Source organism: Streptomyces sp. APSN-46.1 (assembly GCF_022815725.1).
In the GTDB taxonomy this organism is placed as follows: domain Bacteria; phylum Actinomycetota; class Actinomycetes; order Streptomycetales; family Streptomycetaceae; genus Streptomyces.
Genome location: NZ_JALGRF010000002.1, coordinates 978157 through 993709 on the forward strand (window position 1 = coordinate 978157; position 15553 = coordinate 993709).

At 69.4% G+C, this 15553-nt stretch carries 16 protein-coding genes and 2 pseudogenes; 8 read left to right on the plus strand and 10 right to left on the minus strand.

Annotated elements, in window-relative coordinates:
* The first annotated feature begins 39 nt into the window (after positions 1-39).
* Positions 40-1575 carry a ricin-type beta-trefoil lectin domain protein gene (locus MTF65_RS11140; RefSeq protein ID WP_243628386.1) on the plus strand — a complete coding sequence of 512 codons (1536 nt, stop codon included), beginning with the start codon at positions 40-42 and terminating at the stop codon, positions 1573-1575.
* A gap of 90 nt (positions 1576-1665) precedes the next feature.
* Here MTF65_RS11140 and MTF65_RS11145 read toward each other — a convergent pair whose 3' ends face one another.
* The 3 genes from MTF65_RS11145 to MTF65_RS11155 form a co-directional block, all read right to left on the minus strand.
* Complete coding sequence (locus MTF65_RS11145; RefSeq protein WP_243628387.1) at positions 1666-2436, minus strand: glycerophosphodiester phosphodiesterase; 771 nt, start codon at positions 2434-2436, stop codon at positions 1666-1668.
* Positions 2437-2525: 89 nt separating this feature from the next.
* On the minus strand, positions 2526-3086 hold the full coding sequence (locus MTF65_RS11150) for a GNAT family N-acetyltransferase (RefSeq protein ID WP_243628388.1): 561 nt from the start codon (positions 3084-3086) through the stop codon (positions 2526-2528).
* A 10-nt stretch (positions 3087-3096) separates the two neighbouring features.
* Entirely contained in the window at positions 3097-4428 is a 1332-nt protein-coding gene (locus tag MTF65_RS11155) for a hypothetical protein (protein WP_243628389.1), read from the minus strand.
* A 307-nt stretch (positions 4429-4735) separates the two neighbouring features.
* Between MTF65_RS11155 and MTF65_RS11160 the strand changes: the two are divergent.
* From MTF65_RS11160 to MTF65_RS11170, 3 genes and pseudogenes are all read left to right on the plus strand, one after another.
* Positions 4736-4867: pseudogene (locus tag MTF65_RS11160) on the plus strand (AAA family ATPase); the annotation flags it as partial.
* Positions 4867-6219, plus strand: coding sequence for a PP2C family protein-serine/threonine phosphatase (locus MTF65_RS11165; RefSeq protein ID WP_243628390.1), 1353 nt, complete (start codon positions 4867-4869; stop codon positions 6217-6219). The pseudogene MTF65_RS11160 and the gene MTF65_RS11165, both read left to right, overlap by 1 nt.
* 17 nt (positions 6220-6236) lie before the next feature.
* Positions 6237-6725 (plus strand): GNAT family N-acetyltransferase, encoded by a 489-nt coding sequence (locus MTF65_RS11170; RefSeq protein WP_308407146.1) that lies wholly within the window; start codon positions 6237-6239, stop codon positions 6723-6725.
* A 28-nt stretch (positions 6726-6753) separates the two neighbouring features.
* Here the strand turns inward: MTF65_RS11170 and MTF65_RS11175 are convergent, their stop codons facing one another.
* Both MTF65_RS11175 and MTF65_RS11180 read right to left on the minus strand, forming a co-directional pair.
* Positions 6754-6951 (minus strand): DUF397 domain-containing protein, encoded by a 198-nt coding sequence (locus tag MTF65_RS11175; protein ID WP_243628392.1) that lies wholly within the window; start codon positions 6949-6951, stop codon positions 6754-6756.
* A gap of 25 nt (positions 6952-6976) precedes the next feature.
* Positions 6977-7828 carry a helix-turn-helix transcriptional regulator gene (locus MTF65_RS11180; protein ID WP_243628393.1) on the minus strand — a complete coding sequence of 284 codons (852 nt, stop codon included), beginning with the start codon at positions 7826-7828 and terminating at the stop codon, positions 6977-6979.
* A gap of 245 nt (positions 7829-8073) precedes the next feature.
* On the opposite strand from MTF65_RS11180, the gene MTF65_RS11185 reads away from it, so the two are divergent.
* Positions 8074-8502, plus strand: a complete 429-nt coding sequence (locus MTF65_RS11185; protein ID WP_308407147.1) for an ATP-binding protein — start codon at positions 8074-8076, stop codon at positions 8500-8502.
* Between the two features lie 346 nt (positions 8503-8848).
* Here MTF65_RS11185 and MTF65_RS30225 read toward each other — a convergent pair.
* Together MTF65_RS30225 and MTF65_RS11195 are read right to left on the minus strand one after the other, a co-directional pair.
* Positions 8849-8929 (minus strand): annotated as a pseudogene (locus MTF65_RS30225) (glycerophosphodiester phosphodiesterase family protein); the annotation flags it as partial.
* Between the two features lie 546 nt (positions 8930-9475).
* Positions 9476-11143 (minus strand): fumarate hydratase, encoded by a 1668-nt coding sequence (locus tag MTF65_RS11195; protein WP_243628395.1) that lies wholly within the window; start codon positions 11141-11143, stop codon positions 9476-9478.
* Between the two features lie 171 nt (positions 11144-11314).
* On the opposite strand from MTF65_RS11195, the gene MTF65_RS11200 reads away from it, so the two are divergent.
* Positions 11315-11986, plus strand: coding sequence for a DUF1707 domain-containing protein (locus MTF65_RS11200; RefSeq protein WP_243628396.1), 672 nt, complete (start codon positions 11315-11317; stop codon positions 11984-11986).
* A gap of 226 nt (positions 11987-12212) precedes the next feature.
* On the plus strand, positions 12213-12611 hold the full coding sequence (locus tag MTF65_RS11205) for a WhiB family transcriptional regulator (RefSeq protein ID WP_374207204.1): 399 nt from the start codon (positions 12213-12215) through the stop codon (positions 12609-12611).
* 107 nt (positions 12612-12718) lie between these two features.
* Here MTF65_RS11205 and glpX read toward each other — a convergent pair whose 3' ends face one another.
* On the minus strand, positions 12719-13750 hold the full coding sequence (glpX, locus tag MTF65_RS11210; protein WP_243628397.1) for a class II fructose-bisphosphatase: 1032 nt from the start codon (positions 13748-13750) through the stop codon (positions 12719-12721).
* 204 nt (positions 13751-13954) lie between these two features.
* On the opposite strand from glpX, the gene MTF65_RS11215 reads away from it, so the two are divergent.
* Entirely contained in the window at positions 13955-14473 is a 519-nt protein-coding gene (locus MTF65_RS11215; protein ID WP_243628677.1) for a DUF4245 domain-containing protein, read from the plus strand.
* A 119-nt stretch (positions 14474-14592) separates the two neighbouring features.
* Here MTF65_RS11215 and MTF65_RS11220 read toward each other — a convergent pair whose 3' ends face one another.
* Together MTF65_RS11220 and MTF65_RS11225 are read right to left on the minus strand one after the other, a co-directional pair.
* Positions 14593-15189, minus strand: a complete 597-nt coding sequence (locus MTF65_RS11220) for a malonic semialdehyde reductase (protein WP_243628398.1) — start codon at positions 15187-15189, stop codon at positions 14593-14595.
* Positions 15190-15287: 98 nt separating this feature from the next.
* Positions 15288-15539, minus strand: coding sequence for an exodeoxyribonuclease VII small subunit (locus MTF65_RS11225; protein ID WP_243628399.1), 252 nt, complete (start codon positions 15537-15539; stop codon positions 15288-15290).
* Positions 15540-15553 lie beyond the last annotated feature (14 nt).

A 15553-nucleotide genomic window follows, 5' to 3' on the forward strand; every position in this document is an offset into this window, starting at 1 on the left:
GTAAATACCGTGGGTAACACCGATATCGGGGAGGCGTTCATGGCACGTGTACGTACGAAACCCACGAAACCCAGGCTCAGATCTACCGTCGCCGCCGTCGCGGCGATCGCGGCCGCCCTCGGGGGCGTCACCGCCATCACCCCCATGGCCCAGGCGGCCACCCCCGCCGGGGCCGTGACCCCGCTCTCGCCCGAGCTGGAGGCCATCCGCGCGGCGGAGGCCACCAAGATCTACGGCGACTCGGCGATCCGCCCGCTGAACGAGCGCAAGACCGGCCTGATCTCGCTCGGCGACAGCGAGATCTCGGGCGAGGGCGTCGGCAACTACGACCCGGCGACGAACACCTCCGCCAACCAGTGCCACCGCTCGCCGGACTCGGCGATCCACCGCACCGGCATCCCCGCCGACCTGACCTTCAATGTCGCCTGCTCCGGCGGCTACACCGGCAACATCAAGATCGGCGGCAGCAAGCAGTACGCCGACGAGCTGGTGCAGAGCGACAGTCTGGCCATCAAGGCCCGCAACACCAAGATCAAGATGGTGCTGCTGGTCGCCGGAGCCAACGACGACCTCCAGTTCGGCCCCGTCATGACCGACTGCGTGACCCGCTGGGTGCTCAGCCAGGGCACCTGCGAGCCCAAGTACAGCCCGGGCTGGCAGGCGCGCGTGGACGGCCTCAAGCCCAAGGTGGAGTCGACCGTCGCGGACCTCAAGACGGTCATGCGCGACGCCGGCTACGCCGACTCCGACTACAAGCTCGTGGTGATGGGCTACCCCAGCCCCATCGGCCCCGACTTCTACGACAATCCCAACTTCCCCGGGAAACTCCCGGGAGGCTGCGCCGGCTACGACTCCGACGCCACCTGGGGCCGTAACTACGCGGTGCCCACCTTCGAGAAGGGCATGCGCGCGGCCGCCCTCGCCTCGGGCGCCACCTACCTCGACAATTCGCGGCTCTTCCACGGCCACGAGGTGTGCATGGAGGACACCTGGGCCCGCGGCCTCTACCTGGACCTCGGCGACCACTTCCCCTGGGACGAGAACACCGCCCGCCAGTCCTTCCACCCGAACTACCGGGGCCACGGCGCGTTCGCGTCCTGTCTGACCCAGCTCTACGACTCGGGCCTGCGCGAAGCCTCCTGCGCCGACCCCGCGAGCACCGGCACCCCGGTACTCCAGGCCGGCGCCTGGGACTCCCTCTACGCGCCGCTGAAGAACGAGGCGACCGGCAACTGCCTCGACTCCTACGGCGGTTCCAGCGCCAACGAAACCAAGGTGGTCGGCTGGGACTGCCACGGCGGCCGCAACCAGGGCTGGTGGTACGACTCCGCGAAGAAGTCCGTCCACATCGAACTCACCCACGACCGCTGCCTGGACGCCCCGGGCGCCAACTACGGCGCCGGCACCGGCCTGATCCTCTGGAACTGCCACGGCGGCGCGAACCAGCAGTTCGTCCGCGACGGCGCCACCCTCCACCCCGCTGCGGCCCCGGGCATGTGCCTGACCGTCGCCGCCGCCCACGAACCGCTGCGCCTGCAGACCTGCAACGGCTCCGCGAACCAGCGCTTCGTCTAACGGCGCACAGCGCGTAAACGGGCACAGCGCCTAACCGCCCCGCTCCACCGACGACCCCCCACACCCGGCCGGCGCACCCCGGCCGGGTGTTCACATGTCGAGGAGCAGTTTCCGCACGTCCCGCGGCCGGTTGGTGATGATCGTGTCCACCCCGAGCCGAACGCAGAGCTCCACGTCCTCGGGCTCGTCCACGGTCCACACCCGCACCGACAGCCCCTTGGCCTTCAGCCGCCCCACCAGCCCCGGAGACTGTCGTACGAGGTCGATCCCCGGACCCGCGTGCGTGGCGTACGGCGGCCGCGCCGGCCGCAGCCGCCGCTCCATCAGGTAAACGGTGGGCAACCCGGGCGCGAGCCGATGAGTCCGGGTCAGCGCGTTCCGCGAGAAGCTCATCACCTCGACGCGCCCCGAAGCCCCGTCCGCGAGTCCGTACTCCCGGAGCATCCGCACCAGCTCGACCTCCAGCCGCCCGCCCGCCCGGCTCGGGTGCTTGGTCTCGACGGCGAGCCCGACGGGCCGGTCCGCGCCCAGCGCCTCCTTGAGCAGCTCCTCGAAGAGCAGCACCCGGGCCCCGGAGTGCCCGGGCCCCTTCCACGCCCCGAAATCGAGCGCGGCCAGCTCCTCGTACGTCATCTCGGAGACCACCCCCCGCCCGTCGGAGGTCCGCTCGACCCGCCGGTCGTGCACGCACACGAGCCGCTGGTCGGCGGTGAGCCGCACATCGCACTCCAGCGCGTCGGCCCCGTCGTCGATGGCCTGCCGGTACGCGGCGAGGGTGTGCTCGGGATGCTCGTGGGAGGCCCCACGATGCGCGACCACGCGGACGGCACGGCCGGTACGGAGGGAGGACATCACAGTCATACGGAAATCCTTGCAAACCGGGGTGAACGGAAAGCTGCCTCCCCGTCTCCCCGACGTTAACCCGACGCCGAGGCCCTCCCGCCCCCGACCTACGGGCTGCCTTCGCTTGGTCTCCACTCGTGATCAAGTATCGAATAGGTGAGGGAGTCACGCCAAGCTCCTCCTACGTGGACGTGCTCACGGATGCGACCCTCTTCCGTCATCCCCGCGCGGATCAGAGTCTTGTGGGATGCGGTGTTGAGGGGAGCCCGAGCCGCCCAGACGCGGTGCAGGCCGAGCTGGTCGAAAGCGAGGCCCAGGAGGGCGTGGACGGTCTCCGTCCCAAGACCTTGCCCCCACGCTTCCGGGCGAAGGGCGAAGCCTATGGTCGCGGCCTTCTGCTGATGCGGGTCGAGGGCCAGCCGGGCGTAGCCGATCAGCCCCTCCGTCTCCCGGGCCGTGACGGCGAGGCAGTACTCGTCCCTGGGGTTTGCGGCGGCAGACGTCACGGAGCGGGCGATGATGCTCCCCACCTGCTCCCGCGTGCGCGGCTCGAACGACAGGTGCCGGGTGGCCTCCTCGTTGCCGTACACGGCGTGGACAGCATCGACGTCATCGTGGGTGATCTCGCGAAGGGCAAGACGTGGTGTCGTGTGGGTGACGGGATACATGCCGCGGACCCTATCGGGCCAGTGACGGGGTGGTGGTCGCAGTGAACAGCTCCAGGTGACCGCGCAGCTCCCTGGCCCTGGCTGCCGTACGCACGGAACTGTGGGAGAGCGCGGAGTGGACCCGGCGGGCACTGATGACGATGCCCGCGTTGTGCTGAGACGGCGGCAGTTCGAGAACGGGCTGCACTGCCTCCGAGGCACCCTCCACATCCCCCCGGCCAATACGGACGATGGCGAGATTCGTACAGGCCCCGGCCTCATCGCCGAAGGCCCACTCGTCCGGCGCCTCGCTCTTCGCGGTCCGGTACGCCCGCACAGCCTCCACCGCGTCCCGCTCCACATCGCCGGTCGCCTCGCCCAGGAGTACGGCCGCCTCAACGCCGTAGTAGGCCTGCCGTGGGCGGGGGAAGACGAAGATGCCGCCGACCTCGTCAAGGTCGTCGGATTCAGCGGTGTCCCGGACCTCGGTGGCCTTCCGGACGGCCTCGTGTGCCTTCTGCGCCTCTCCGAGCACGGCGTGAGCGCGTGCCTCCAGGCTGGCGAGCCACACCGTGACGGTCCCGGCCGGGACGGTGAGTGAGGCGCTGCCCCGGGCCGCGTAGGCGGCGGCGTCGGCGGGGCGCCCGGCCCAGTACGAGATGAGGGATTGCAGACCTCTGGTCCAGGCACACATCCGTCCGTGGCCGGCCTTGTCGGCGTACACGTAGGCGGCAGGGGCCTGCATCATCGCCGCCCTCGGGTCGGCCAGGTCATGCGACGCCTTCGCGAGCATTCCGGCGGACATCGCGGCGTAGAGATGAAGATCGCGGGATTGGGCCGGGGAGGCGCGGTTGGCCTCCAGGACGGGGAAGGTGAGGTCCTGGACCTCTACGAGGTCACCGAGGATGTCGTGGAGCGGAACTCTGGGGTATGCCCGGGCGATCCGCGCCACCTCCTCATGGATATGGTCCAGGGTCTCCGATCCGAGTGTCTGGGATTCCGCCATGACCGCGTAGCGCAGAGCTCTGTTGGCCGCCATCGCTGCCTTCCTTCTCATCTCGTCCATGTCGACGCCGGGACCGACGTTGTGCTGTGCGTGCGGCACCTCCGTCGAGATGTCGGCGTCAGTCACAGGGGCTGATGCCAGCAGGGCTTCGATCGGATGGTCGAACAGGTGGGAAAGGACTCTCCGGGCGTCCGGATTGGGCCGGACAGCGCCCGACAGCCACCGCTCGTAGGTGCGCTCGGTGAGCGTCAGCCGCGCCAGGTGCGGGGTTTCCTCATCCCGAGCCAGGTCCCGTGCCGCGTGCTCGAACCGTGCTTTGAACGTGGGGAACGCCCAGTCGCGTTGATCGATCGACACCCGTAACGGACCCGTGGCGGTGGAGATGCCAGGCCGTGCTTCTGACAGGGTGAATGGGAGCCACTCGGGCAGTGAGAGCGGGAGCCACTGCTTCGGCAGCGAGAGTGGGAGCCACCTAGGTCTGTTCGGGTATGACATGCCGCTTTGGGAGTAATGGGCAGGTTGGTCTGTTTGGCTGTGTCATGCTGCGCTCTTGTTGATCACGGTCGTGTCAGGGGGTCGGGTGTACCGCTCGCGTGAGTGGCTGTACGAGCGGATCCGTCGTGACCGCCGGTCGGACCCGACAGTTTCAGCGAGGGCGTTGGCCAAGACCTTCACTGACCCCCGGCTGTGCGCCGCGATCGCCGACCGGCCGACCTTCAAGGGCACGCTGATCCAGACCGGCACCGGCTCCTGCCGACTCAAGGCCACGGAGGCCGATGCCGCCAGGCGCCCGTGATGGACAGAGAAGAAGAACCCCGGCAGCCGGGCACTCCTGATCTTCGGCGTCGCCTGGATGCCGAACTGGAACCGATCATCGAGCAACTTCGGGCGCTGGCCCTGGCCAAGGACCGGCTGCAGGGCCTGCTGGATGCGGTGCTGGCCATCAGCCGGGAGGTGGAACTGCCCGCGGTGCTGCACCGTATTGTCACCACCGCCATGGACTTGGTCGGCGCCCGCTACGGGGCACTGGGAGTGCTGCACGAGTCCGGCGGATACCTGGCGCAGTTCATTCCTGTCGGCCTGTCCGAGCAAGAACGCGCTGACCTGGCCGGCATCGACTTCCCTCGCGGTCGAGGTGTCCTCGGGCACCTGATCCGCCATCCACAGCCGCTGCGGGCAGATGACATCCGCTCTCACCCGTCCTCGTCCGGGTTCCCGCCCGGCCACCCGCGTCTGCGGACCCTCCTCGGGGTCGCCATCAGCGTCCGCGGTGAGATCTACGGTGACCTCTACCTGTCCGAGCGATACGACGGACAGCCCTTCGACGCCCACGACGAGAACATCGTCGTTGCCCTGGCCGGCGCTGCGGGCCTCGCCATCGAAAGCGCCCGCTTGCTCGAACAAGTCCGTGCCGGATCTGAGCAGTTCCAGCGGCTTCTGCTGCCGATCCTGCCCGACCTGCGGCCTTTCGACACCGCCGCCATCTACCGGCCCGCTGCCGAGCCCAACCCTCTCGGCGGGGACTGGTACGACGCCATCCGGCTGCCCGACGACGCGGTAGCGGTCGTCATCGGCGACGTGGTCGGCCACGATCTGCATGCCGCGGCCGCCATGGCCTCCACCCGCAACATGCTGCGCGCTCTGCTCTTCGACCGGCGCACTCCGCCCAGCGCGGTCCTCGCCCAGCTCGACCGCACCCTGCAGGCCATCACCGACAATCCCGTCACCACCACCAGCCTGGCGCGCGTCGAACCCGACGGGCCGGCCTGGAGGCTGCACTGGAGCACCGCGGGCCACCTCCCACCGCTGCTCATCACCCCGGACCGGCGAGCGGAATACCTGTTCGCCGAGCCCGGACTACCGCTCGGGGTCGACACCGACCATCCCCGCCCCGACCACACTCACCCCCTGCCCCCGGACGCCACCGTGGTCTTCTTCACCGACGGGCTCATCGAACACCCGGACCACCCCATCGATCAGAGTCTGAACGAGCTCGCCGAACTCGCCACCGCCCACGCCGCCCTGCCACTGGAGGACTACGTGCAGACGCTGGCCGACCACCACCCCAGCGACGGTCACGACGACATCGCCATCCTCGCCCTGCGCACCCCGCACAGCGCCCGCCCTCAAAGCGCCGCGACGGCATAGGCGGGAACGGGCTGACCGTGGGGTCCAGGCTGGCAGGCGCAACGCGAGAACCGGGCCCGCCAAGCAGCGCCTGCGACGCTCCGCGTATCCAGCGGATCTACAGCGGTGCATCCTTGCGCTACCTGGGACGCGAGGAGATGACCCGGGACGAGGCAGAGCGGTACGTCGCCCAGGCCCACGAGTGGGGCCTCGCCGATCCGGTGGTCCAGTACATCCTCGGCATCGAGGCCGGACGTCACCTGGTCGGCGTGGTCAAGCTCCGCCGCTGCCCGCCCGGGGAGGGCCACGTTGGGTACGTCCTGCGCGAAGACATCTGGGGCAACGGGTACGCGACGGAAGCCGTCCGCCGACTCATCACGTTCGCCTTCAGCGCGGCCGGCATGGACCGGCTGACCGCCAAGCACCTTCCGGACAACCCGGCCTCCGGCCGTGTCCTGGTCAAGTCGGGATTCGAGCGCGTCGGCCCCCAGGGCGGCCACATCCACTACCGGCTTCTGCGCCCATGACCACATGTTCCGTCGACCGGACAGGCGCTCAGACCTTCACGGCGCCCATGAAGCAGCCCCACCCGACGTCGGAGACGAGGAAGGCGGGCCCTTCGGGACGCTTGCTGTCGCGCACTGCCACAGATCCCTGGACGTCGGCGACCTCGACGCAGTCACCGCCCGAGGAACCTCCACCGCTGTAGCTGCTCTTACGCCATGAGATGGTGCCGAGTTCGGTGGCGAGCATGGTCTGTACCTCAAGTTCCTGTCGTCTACAGGTCACGCTTGATGCTCTGAATCAAGTCCACGCTGTGGGCCGTGTTCATAGCTGCTGTTCGCAAGGTGTCGAAGGCGAGCGTATACCGGGCGGTCTCCTCGGGAGTCTCCATGTGCAGCGTCCCTGTGACGTGCTCGACGCACACCACGTCCGAAAACGCGGGCGTGGGGAAGCCGAAGAGGACGAACGCGCCGACCAGGCCGACATGGGCCCCAGCGCTGAACGGCAGGATCTGTACGTCCACATTCGGCTGTTCCGCCCGGGACAGCAGGTGATCGAGCTGCTGCCTCATCACCTTGGGCCCTCCCACCTGGCTGCGGAGAGCGGCTTCACCCTGGATGACACACATGCGGGGTGGGGTGTCGCGTTCCAACACCTCCTGGCGCTGCATCCGCATCGAGGTCAACTCCTCCACGCGTTTGCTGCTGAGCATCTCAGGGTTGGCCCGGTACAAAGACCTCGCGTAATCGGGGGTCTGGAGGAGCCCAGCGATCAACAGAGGCTGGAACGACCGGATGTAGTGCGCCGTCTGTTCGTAGTCGATGTGGTCGGCGTAGGAGGGAAGGGCGGCGCGAAGGTGCCGTGTCCACCCTCGCTCGCCACCTCGGCGTGCGAGGTTGACGAGGTCCTCCACGAAGGCGGGGTCATCAACCCCGTAGAAGGTGAGCAGGTCGCGGAGTTCACCCAGCGAGATGCCGAGCCGGGCGTTCTCGATGCGACTGATTTTGGAGCGATGGCATCCGATGCGTTCGGCTGCCTCCTCGGGCGACCTGCCTGACTCCTCTCGTAGCTGTACGAGCAGGGCAGCCAGGCGGCGACGTCGGACAGTTGGTCGAGGATCGACCATGTGCAGCCCCCTCCAGGTGGCGTCGAATGCTCAAGGGTAGTCCCGCCGCATGAAGTTGGAACATTTTCCAATTGATTTGGTTGCGGTTCGCTGGAGGTGCGGAGCACTCTGGTTTCGGCTCCTCTCGGTGACACCCACATCACCCTTGGTGGTCTGTCTGGCGTGCCCGGAGTCGAATGCAGAGACCCCCGCGACCGCGCGAACGGTCCGGGGGCATGGCCAACGCTTACACAAGGAGCGTCAACATGCTGAACCCTAATGGGCCTTCGGCCGAGCTGGATGACGGGCTGGTCGTGCGCAGGTGGAACCGCGATCCGCGGTGCGTCGGGCGGGCGAGGACGGAGTTGCGTAAGGCGCTCGCGGACTGGGGCCTCGCGCAGATCGAGGACGACGCGCTGCTCGTGGTCTCCGAGCTGCTGACGAACGCGGGCAGGCATGCGCGGACCGCAGCGGGCCGGGAGATCGAGACCCGGTACGTACGGCTCCCCGCCGGTGTGCGCATCGAGGTGCATGACGCGGCCCCAGGCCGCCCCGAGGTGCTGCCCGCAGATCCGGAACGGGACTGCGGGCGGGGGCCTGGTGGCCGCGCTCGCGGACCGGTGGGCGGCGGGGGAGCGGTACGGGCCGGGGAAGCGGATCTGGGCCGAACTCTCCGTACCCGTGGGAGGCGGTAGCCGTCATGGCGGGTGAGGTCGTTGCCGGAGTGGTGGTGCACAACCCGTCCGAATGGCTGCCGAGTTCGGACCGTTCGGGCGGCGGGGCAGTAGTCGAGATGGAGTGCACCTCGTGCCTGGAGGGCTCGGGGCCGGCGGATGACGGTACGGAGCCTGCCACGTGGTCCCTGCGCCATGCGAGCCGCAGTGGGCACACCGGATTCCGGCGGATCGTCACTGACTTCCACCGGGCCGCTCCCTTGCTGTGAGCGGGTCGGGCCGGGGCATTACTGCCTGCCCCGGCCCGGCGACTCGCCAGGCCAGACCCGGGCCGCGGACCGGGATGTGGTGAACGTCGGCTCCGGGGCCGGTGCTTATGCACACAGACGAGCCGCCGGTCGGCGGTGAGCCGCACATCGCACTCCAAGGCATCGGCCCCGTCGACGATGTCGAGGAATGGATGCCCTGGCCGGGGCACCCTTTGGAGGACACCGTGACCACACAGTCGGGCCACGGCGCGGAGCTGATCCCGCGCCCCGAGCGCGCCCCCGACGCCGTACGTGTCGCCCTCGCCCGCATCGCCCCGCACCGCCTGGCGGAGCTGGAGCAGCACAAGGAAAGCGCGCTGGCCGCCGCCATCCGCAGCGGGAAGATCGGCCACCTCACACACTGGCTCGACTGGTGGATGCGCGAGGTGGAGATCGAACGGCGTCCAGACCTCTTCACGCGTCGCAATGACGCCCTGGCCGCTATCCACCGCACCACCGGCAAGGATGATCCGGCCGTCCGCCCCGCCATGGACGAACTAGCCGCTATCGAGGCCGAGGCCGAGGCCGCGGAGTCGGTGACCGCGTGACCTCGGGGCCGAAGGGTGCCGCATTCGCCAGGTGACCTACCTGTAACGCGCACCGGAGATACGCCCGGACCTTGGATCCGGGCACGACTGCGCTGAACCGGGGCGGGCGCAGCCGCCCCGCCCCGGCTCAGCGGCGCGTTACGCCAGGCCCGGGCCGCGGACCGGGATGTGGGTGAACGTCGGTTCCGGGGCGGGGTTCTGGAAGAAGTCGTTGCCCTTGTCGTCCACGACGATGAAGGCCGGGAAGTCCTCGACCTCGATCTTCCAGACCGCCTCCATGCCGAGCTCCTCGTACTCCAGGACCTCGACCTTCTTGATGCAGTCCTGCGCCAGGCGCGCGGCCGGGCCGCCGATCGAGCCGAGGTAGAAGCCGCCGTGCGCGCCGCACGCGTCCGTCACCTGCTGCGAGCGGTTGCCCTTGGCCAGCATGACCTTGGAGCCGCCCGCGGCCTGGAACTGCTCGACGTAGGAGTCCATCCGGCCGGCCGTGGTCGGGCCGAAGGAGCCCGAGGCGTAGCCCTCGGGGGTCTTCGCGGGACCGGCGTAGTAGACCGGGTGGTCCTTCAGGTACTGCGGCATCTCCGCGCCCGAGTCCAGCAGCTCCTTGATCTTGGCGTGCGCGATGTCGCGTGCCACGACCAGCGGGCCGGTCAGGGAAAGGCGGGTCTTGACCGGGTGCTTGGTCAGGGTCGCGAGGATCTCGTCCATCGGCTGGGTCAGGTCGATGGAGACCACGTCCGCCGACTCGTCCAGGTGCGAATCCGTGGTCTCCGGGAGGAAGCGGGCCGGGTCCGTCTCCAGCTGCTCCAGGAAGACGCCCTCGGCGGTGATCTTCGCGGTCGCCTGGCGGTCCGCGGAGCAGGAGACCGCGATGGCGACCGGGAGGGAGGCGCCGTGGCGGGGGAGGCGGACGACGCGGACGTCGTGGCAGAAGTACTTGCCGCCGAACTGCGCGCCGATGCCGATCTTCTGGGTCAGCTCGAAGACCTGCTGCTCCAGGTCGAGGTCACGGAAGCCGTGGCCCAGGGGGGAGCCTTCCGTGGGGAGCTCGTCCAGGTAGTGGGCCGAGGCGTACTTCGCCGTCTTGAGCGCGTGCTCGGCCGAGGTGCCGCCGACCACGATGGCCAGGTGGTAGGGCGGGCAGGCCGCCGTACCGAGCGAGCGGATCTTCTCCTCCAGGAACTTCATCATGGAGGCCTCGTTGAGGACCGCCTTGGTCTCCTGGTAGAGGAAGGACTTGTTGGCGCTGCCGCCGCCCTTGGCCATGAAGAGGAACTTGTACGCGCCGCCGTCGGTCGCGTACAGCTCGATCTGCGCGGGCAGGTTCGAGCCGGTGTTCTTCTCCTCCCACATGGTGATCGGGGCCATCTGCGAGTAGCGCAGGTTCAGGCGGGTGTACGCGTCGTAGATGCCGCGCGAGAGGGCCGCCTCGTCGCCGCCCTCGGTGAGGACGTTCTGGCCGCGCTTGCCCATCACGATCGCCGTGCCCGTGTCCTGGCACATCGGCAGGACGCCGGCCGCCGCGATGTTCGCGTTCTTGAGGAGGTCGAGGGCGACGAACTTGTCGTTCGCGCTCGCCTCGGGGTCGTCGATGATGCGCCGCAGCTGCGCGAGGTGCGCGGGGCGCAGGAAGTGCTGGATGTCGTGGACGGCCTCTTCGGCGAGCTTGCGCAGCGCCTCCGGCTCGACCTTGAGGAACGTACGGCCGTCGGCCTCGAAGGTGGAGACGCCTTCGGAGGTCACCAGCCGGTAGGGGGTGGTGTCCTCGCCCAAGGGGAGCAGGTCGGTGTACGCAAACTCTGGCATGACGGCAGTCATTCCTCACTCGGCAGACAGCACTGGCGACCATTTGGCAGCGCGGTTAACCAGCGTAGGACCTCTTCCGGGAGCTTTTGCTGTGAGGTAAGGCTCATTGGACGGGCGCGGGACTCCACTGAGGAGTATCGCGATCTATCGTGTCTGGCTATGCTGGGCGGCGTGGACCTGGAAAAGCACCCCGCCGCCCCCGCCGCACCGGCCGATCTGCGTGCCTCCGACGCCGATCGGGACCGGATCGCGCAGATCCTCTCCGATGCCCTCGCGGAGGGCCGGCTGACCTCCGAGGAGCACTCCGAGCGCCTGGATTCGCTGTACGCCCTCAAGACGGTCGGGGAGTTGCAGGTGCTGGTACGCGACCTGCCCGCGCCCGGCGGCGGGCAGCCGGCCGCGGCGCCCGCGCCGGGGCCCGGCTACGTCGCCGGGTCGGCCGCCGCCGGGCCCACGGAGACCGTCGTCGCCGTGTGCAGCAGCTCCGCCCGCAAGGGCCGCTGGCGTCCCGGTGCCCACACCCGGGCCGTTTCCGTCATGGGCGACATCAGCATCGACCTCACCGAGGCCGTCTTCGAACAGCAGGTCACGGAGATCAACGTGACCTGTGTCCTCGGCAACGTCGAGGTCCTCGTCCCGGAGAACGTCACCCTGCGCGGCTACGGCAGCGGGGTGCTCGGCAACTTCGAGGTGCGCGGCGAGGGCCGGGGCGAGACCGACCCGCAGGCGCCCGTGGTGATCGTGCGTGGCTTCGCGCTGCTCGGCAACATCGAGGCCCGCCCCAAGCTCGGCGCCCGCCTGGTGGACCTGGCGCAGCGGCTGCGCAAGCGCCTGGAGGGGTAGGGGGCCGGGGTGGGCCAGGGGGTGTCCGGCGGATCCCCCCTGGCGGATACCGGCGGGGCGACTGGCGGGGCTACCGGCGGCGGGCACCCGGTGCGCGGGGCGCACGACGGCGTCATGTTTCGGTCGAAGCCCTCCCCTGAGCGGCACACGGTGCATAGGGGCGCGTGCAGCGGGTAGGGACAGGTGCATCGTCTCTCGCTTGCGTACACGTCGTCAGGAGTAGACCGTGCAGCATCCGCCGCATCAGTCCTTGCAGGTAGCCGCCGTACAGAGTCTTCAGGCGCGTCCGTCCGCCGTGCCGAGTCCGCGGGTGCCGGCGAGGGAGGAGGACGGCCCCTGGCATGCGGAAGCGGTGTGCCGCCGGGACGAGGCGGGGCTGTTCTTCGCCCCCTCCAAGGAGCCGACCGCTGCCCGGCTCTCGCGCGAGGAGGCCGCCAAGCGGGTCTGCGCCCGCTGTCCGGTCATGGTCGCGTGCCGGGAGCACGCGCTGCTCCAGCCGGAGCCGTACGGCGTCTGGGGCGGTCTCACCGCCGCCGAGCGGCGGGTCGTGCTGGCCCGGCGCCGCCGCCGGGCGGCGGAATTGCGCCAGACCCCGGGCGCCGGACCCATCGCCGCAGCCGGCTGACGGTCGTAGACGCGAGAACGCCGGAGGGGCGGTTCCCGCCGCACACGGGAACCGCCCCTCTCGCTGTGCTGTGCCTCTCGCTGTGCCGCCGGTCGGCCGGCCCGCTCCTACTGCGCGCGGTCGAAGTCGATCGCGCTGTACGCGCGCAGCTTCGACAGCCGGTGGGTCGAGTCGATCTGCCGGATCGTGCCCGACTTCGAGCGCATGACCAGCGAGGACGTGGTCGCGGTCTCGGAGCGGTAGTGGACGCCGCGCAGCAGCTCGCCGTCCGTGATGCCGGTGGCGACGAAGAAGACGTTCTCGCCGGACACCAGGTCGTTCGTGAACAGGACGCGGTCCAGGTCGTGGCCGGCGTCCAGCGCGCGCTGGCGCTCGGCGTCGTCCTTCGGCCACAGCTTGCCCTGGATCGTTCCGCCGAGGCACTTTATGGCGCAGGCCGAGATGATGCCCTCGGGGGTGCCGCCGATGCCGAGGAGCAGGTCCACGCCGGTGCCCTCGCGCACCGCCATGACCGAGCCCGCGACGTCGCCGTCGGAGATGAACTTGATCCGGGCGCCGGTCTCGCGGATCTCCTTGACGATGCCCTCGTGGCGGGGGCGGTCCAGGATGACGACCGTGACGTCCTCGACGGCCATGTTCTTGGCCTTGGCGACCCGGCGGATGTTCACCGAGACGGGCGCGTTGATGTCGACGAAGTCGGCGGCCTCGGGGCCGGTGACGAGCTTTTCCATGTAGAAGACCGCGGACGGGTCGAACATGGTGCCGCGGTCGGCGGCGGCGAGCACGGCGATGGCGTTCGGCATGCCCTTGGCGTTGAGCGTGGTGCCGTCGATCGGGTCCACGGCGATGTCCACCTCGGCGCCGGTGCCGTCGCCGACCCGCTCGCCGTTGAAGAGCATGGGGGCTTCGTCCTTCTCCCCCTCGCCGATGACGACGACGCCGTTCATCGAGACGGTGGAGATCAGAGTGCGCATGGCGTTGACCGCGGCGCCGTCCGCGCCGATCTTGTCCCCGCGCCCGACCCAGCGGCCGGCGGCCATGGCGGCGGCCTCGGTCACTCGTACGAGTTCGAGGGCGAGGTTGCGGTCGGGGGCTTCGGGAGAGACTTCGAGCTGGGGCGGCAGGTTGTGCTCGGTCATCGGAGCGCACCTTTCTGTACGACGACGGCCGGGATGTGAGGGTGCCTGGAACTCTATCGGTACGTCGACAAATTGAGCAGACCGGGTCACGTATGAGCGGAATATCGGTCATGCGTTTGGCCTGAGCGGACGTCTTGCGGCCGCCGCGCCGACCCCCGGCGGTGATCGCTCCCGGTGATGCGGGACGATGGTGCCGTGGCAGGTATGAAGGGCAAGCAGACGGTCTGGGACATGGTCCGGTCGCTGGCGGTGATCGGGGTTGTCGTCGCGGGGATCTACCTCGTGATTCCCCATGACGACGACGCCGATCCGACACGGGTGGTCGACTACCGGGTAGAGACGATCACCGCGAGGCGAGCGGCCCCGTACCCGCTGGCCGCACCCGTCGGGCTCCCCAAGGAGTGGCGGGCGACGTCGGTGACCTACGAGCGCACCAAGGCCAACTCCTGGCACCTCGGCTTCCTCGACCCGCAGAAGCAGTACGTGGCCGTCGAGCAGTCCAGCGACGCCACGCCCGGGTACCTCGGCAAGGTCACCCAGCAGGCGAAGGCCACCGGCCGGACGCAGCAGGTCGCCGGCGTCGAGTGGGAGCGCTGGGAGGGCGAGAAGTACGACGCCCTCGTCCGTCGGGGCGACGGCTACGTCACGGTGGTGACCGGCACGGCCTCCTTCGACCAGCTCGGCGAGATGGCGGCGGCGCTGGAGTTCAAGCAGGCCGCGTAGAAGTTCGAGCAGACTGCGTAGAACCGCGTAGACCGGTAGACAGACGCGAAGAAGCCGCACGCCCGAGAATCCCGGGGCGTGCGGCTTCTTCGCGTCCGTCTACCGGTCTACGGGCCCGCTCAGACGGTGGTGACGACCTGGTCGAACTCCAGGCGCGGGGAGCGCGGGAACGGGGCGGCGTCGTCCTCGGCCGGCTTGCCGATGTTGACGACCATCAGCGGGGTGTGGTCGCCGTCCAGGAACTCCTTCTGGAGGCCCGCGAAGTCCGCGCCGGTCATCGGGCCGGCGGCCAGGCCGGCGGCGCGGACGCCCACGATGAAGTACGCGGCCTGGAGCGCGGAGTTCAGCAGCGCGGACTGCTCGCGGACCGGGCGCTCGGAGAAGAAGGCGTCCTTGGCCTGCGGGAAGTGCGGCAGCAGGTGCGGGAGCTCCTCGTGGAACTCGTTGTCGGCGGAGAGGATCGCGACCAGCGGCGCGGCGGCGGTCTTCGCCTTGTTGCCCTCGGCCATGTGCCGCACCAGGCGCTCGCGGGCCTCGGGGGAGCGGACGAGGGTGATGCGCATCGGCGTCTGGTTGAAGGCGGTGGGGCCGTACTTCACCAGGTCGTAGATCGCCTGGACCTGCTCCTCGGTCACCGGCTCGTCGGAGAACGAGGACGCGGTGCGAGCCTCGCGGAACAGCAGGTCCTGCGCGGCGGAGTCAAGAACGAGAGACATCGGAAGCCTTCTTACGTGCGGGGGGGGCGAAGCGATGTCCCGACTCTACGACCGAGATAGGTGAAGTTTCAACTAAATCTGCTCGGTGGTGAGAGGGATCACTTCTCGCCATTCTTCGACCCCCCGGCCGCACCCCCCGCACCCCCCGACTCCCGGGCCGCCAGCGCCGAGTCCAGCCGGGCGCGGGCCCCCTCCAGCCAGTGCCGGCACACCTGTGCGAGCTCCTCGCCCCGCTCCCAGAGGGCGAGGGAGTCCTCCAGCGACGTGCCGCCGGCCTCCAGCTTGCGGACGACCTCGATGAGCTCGTCGCGCGCCTGCTCATACCCCAGCGATGTATCGGTTTCAGCCATTCCCGTTTTCCACC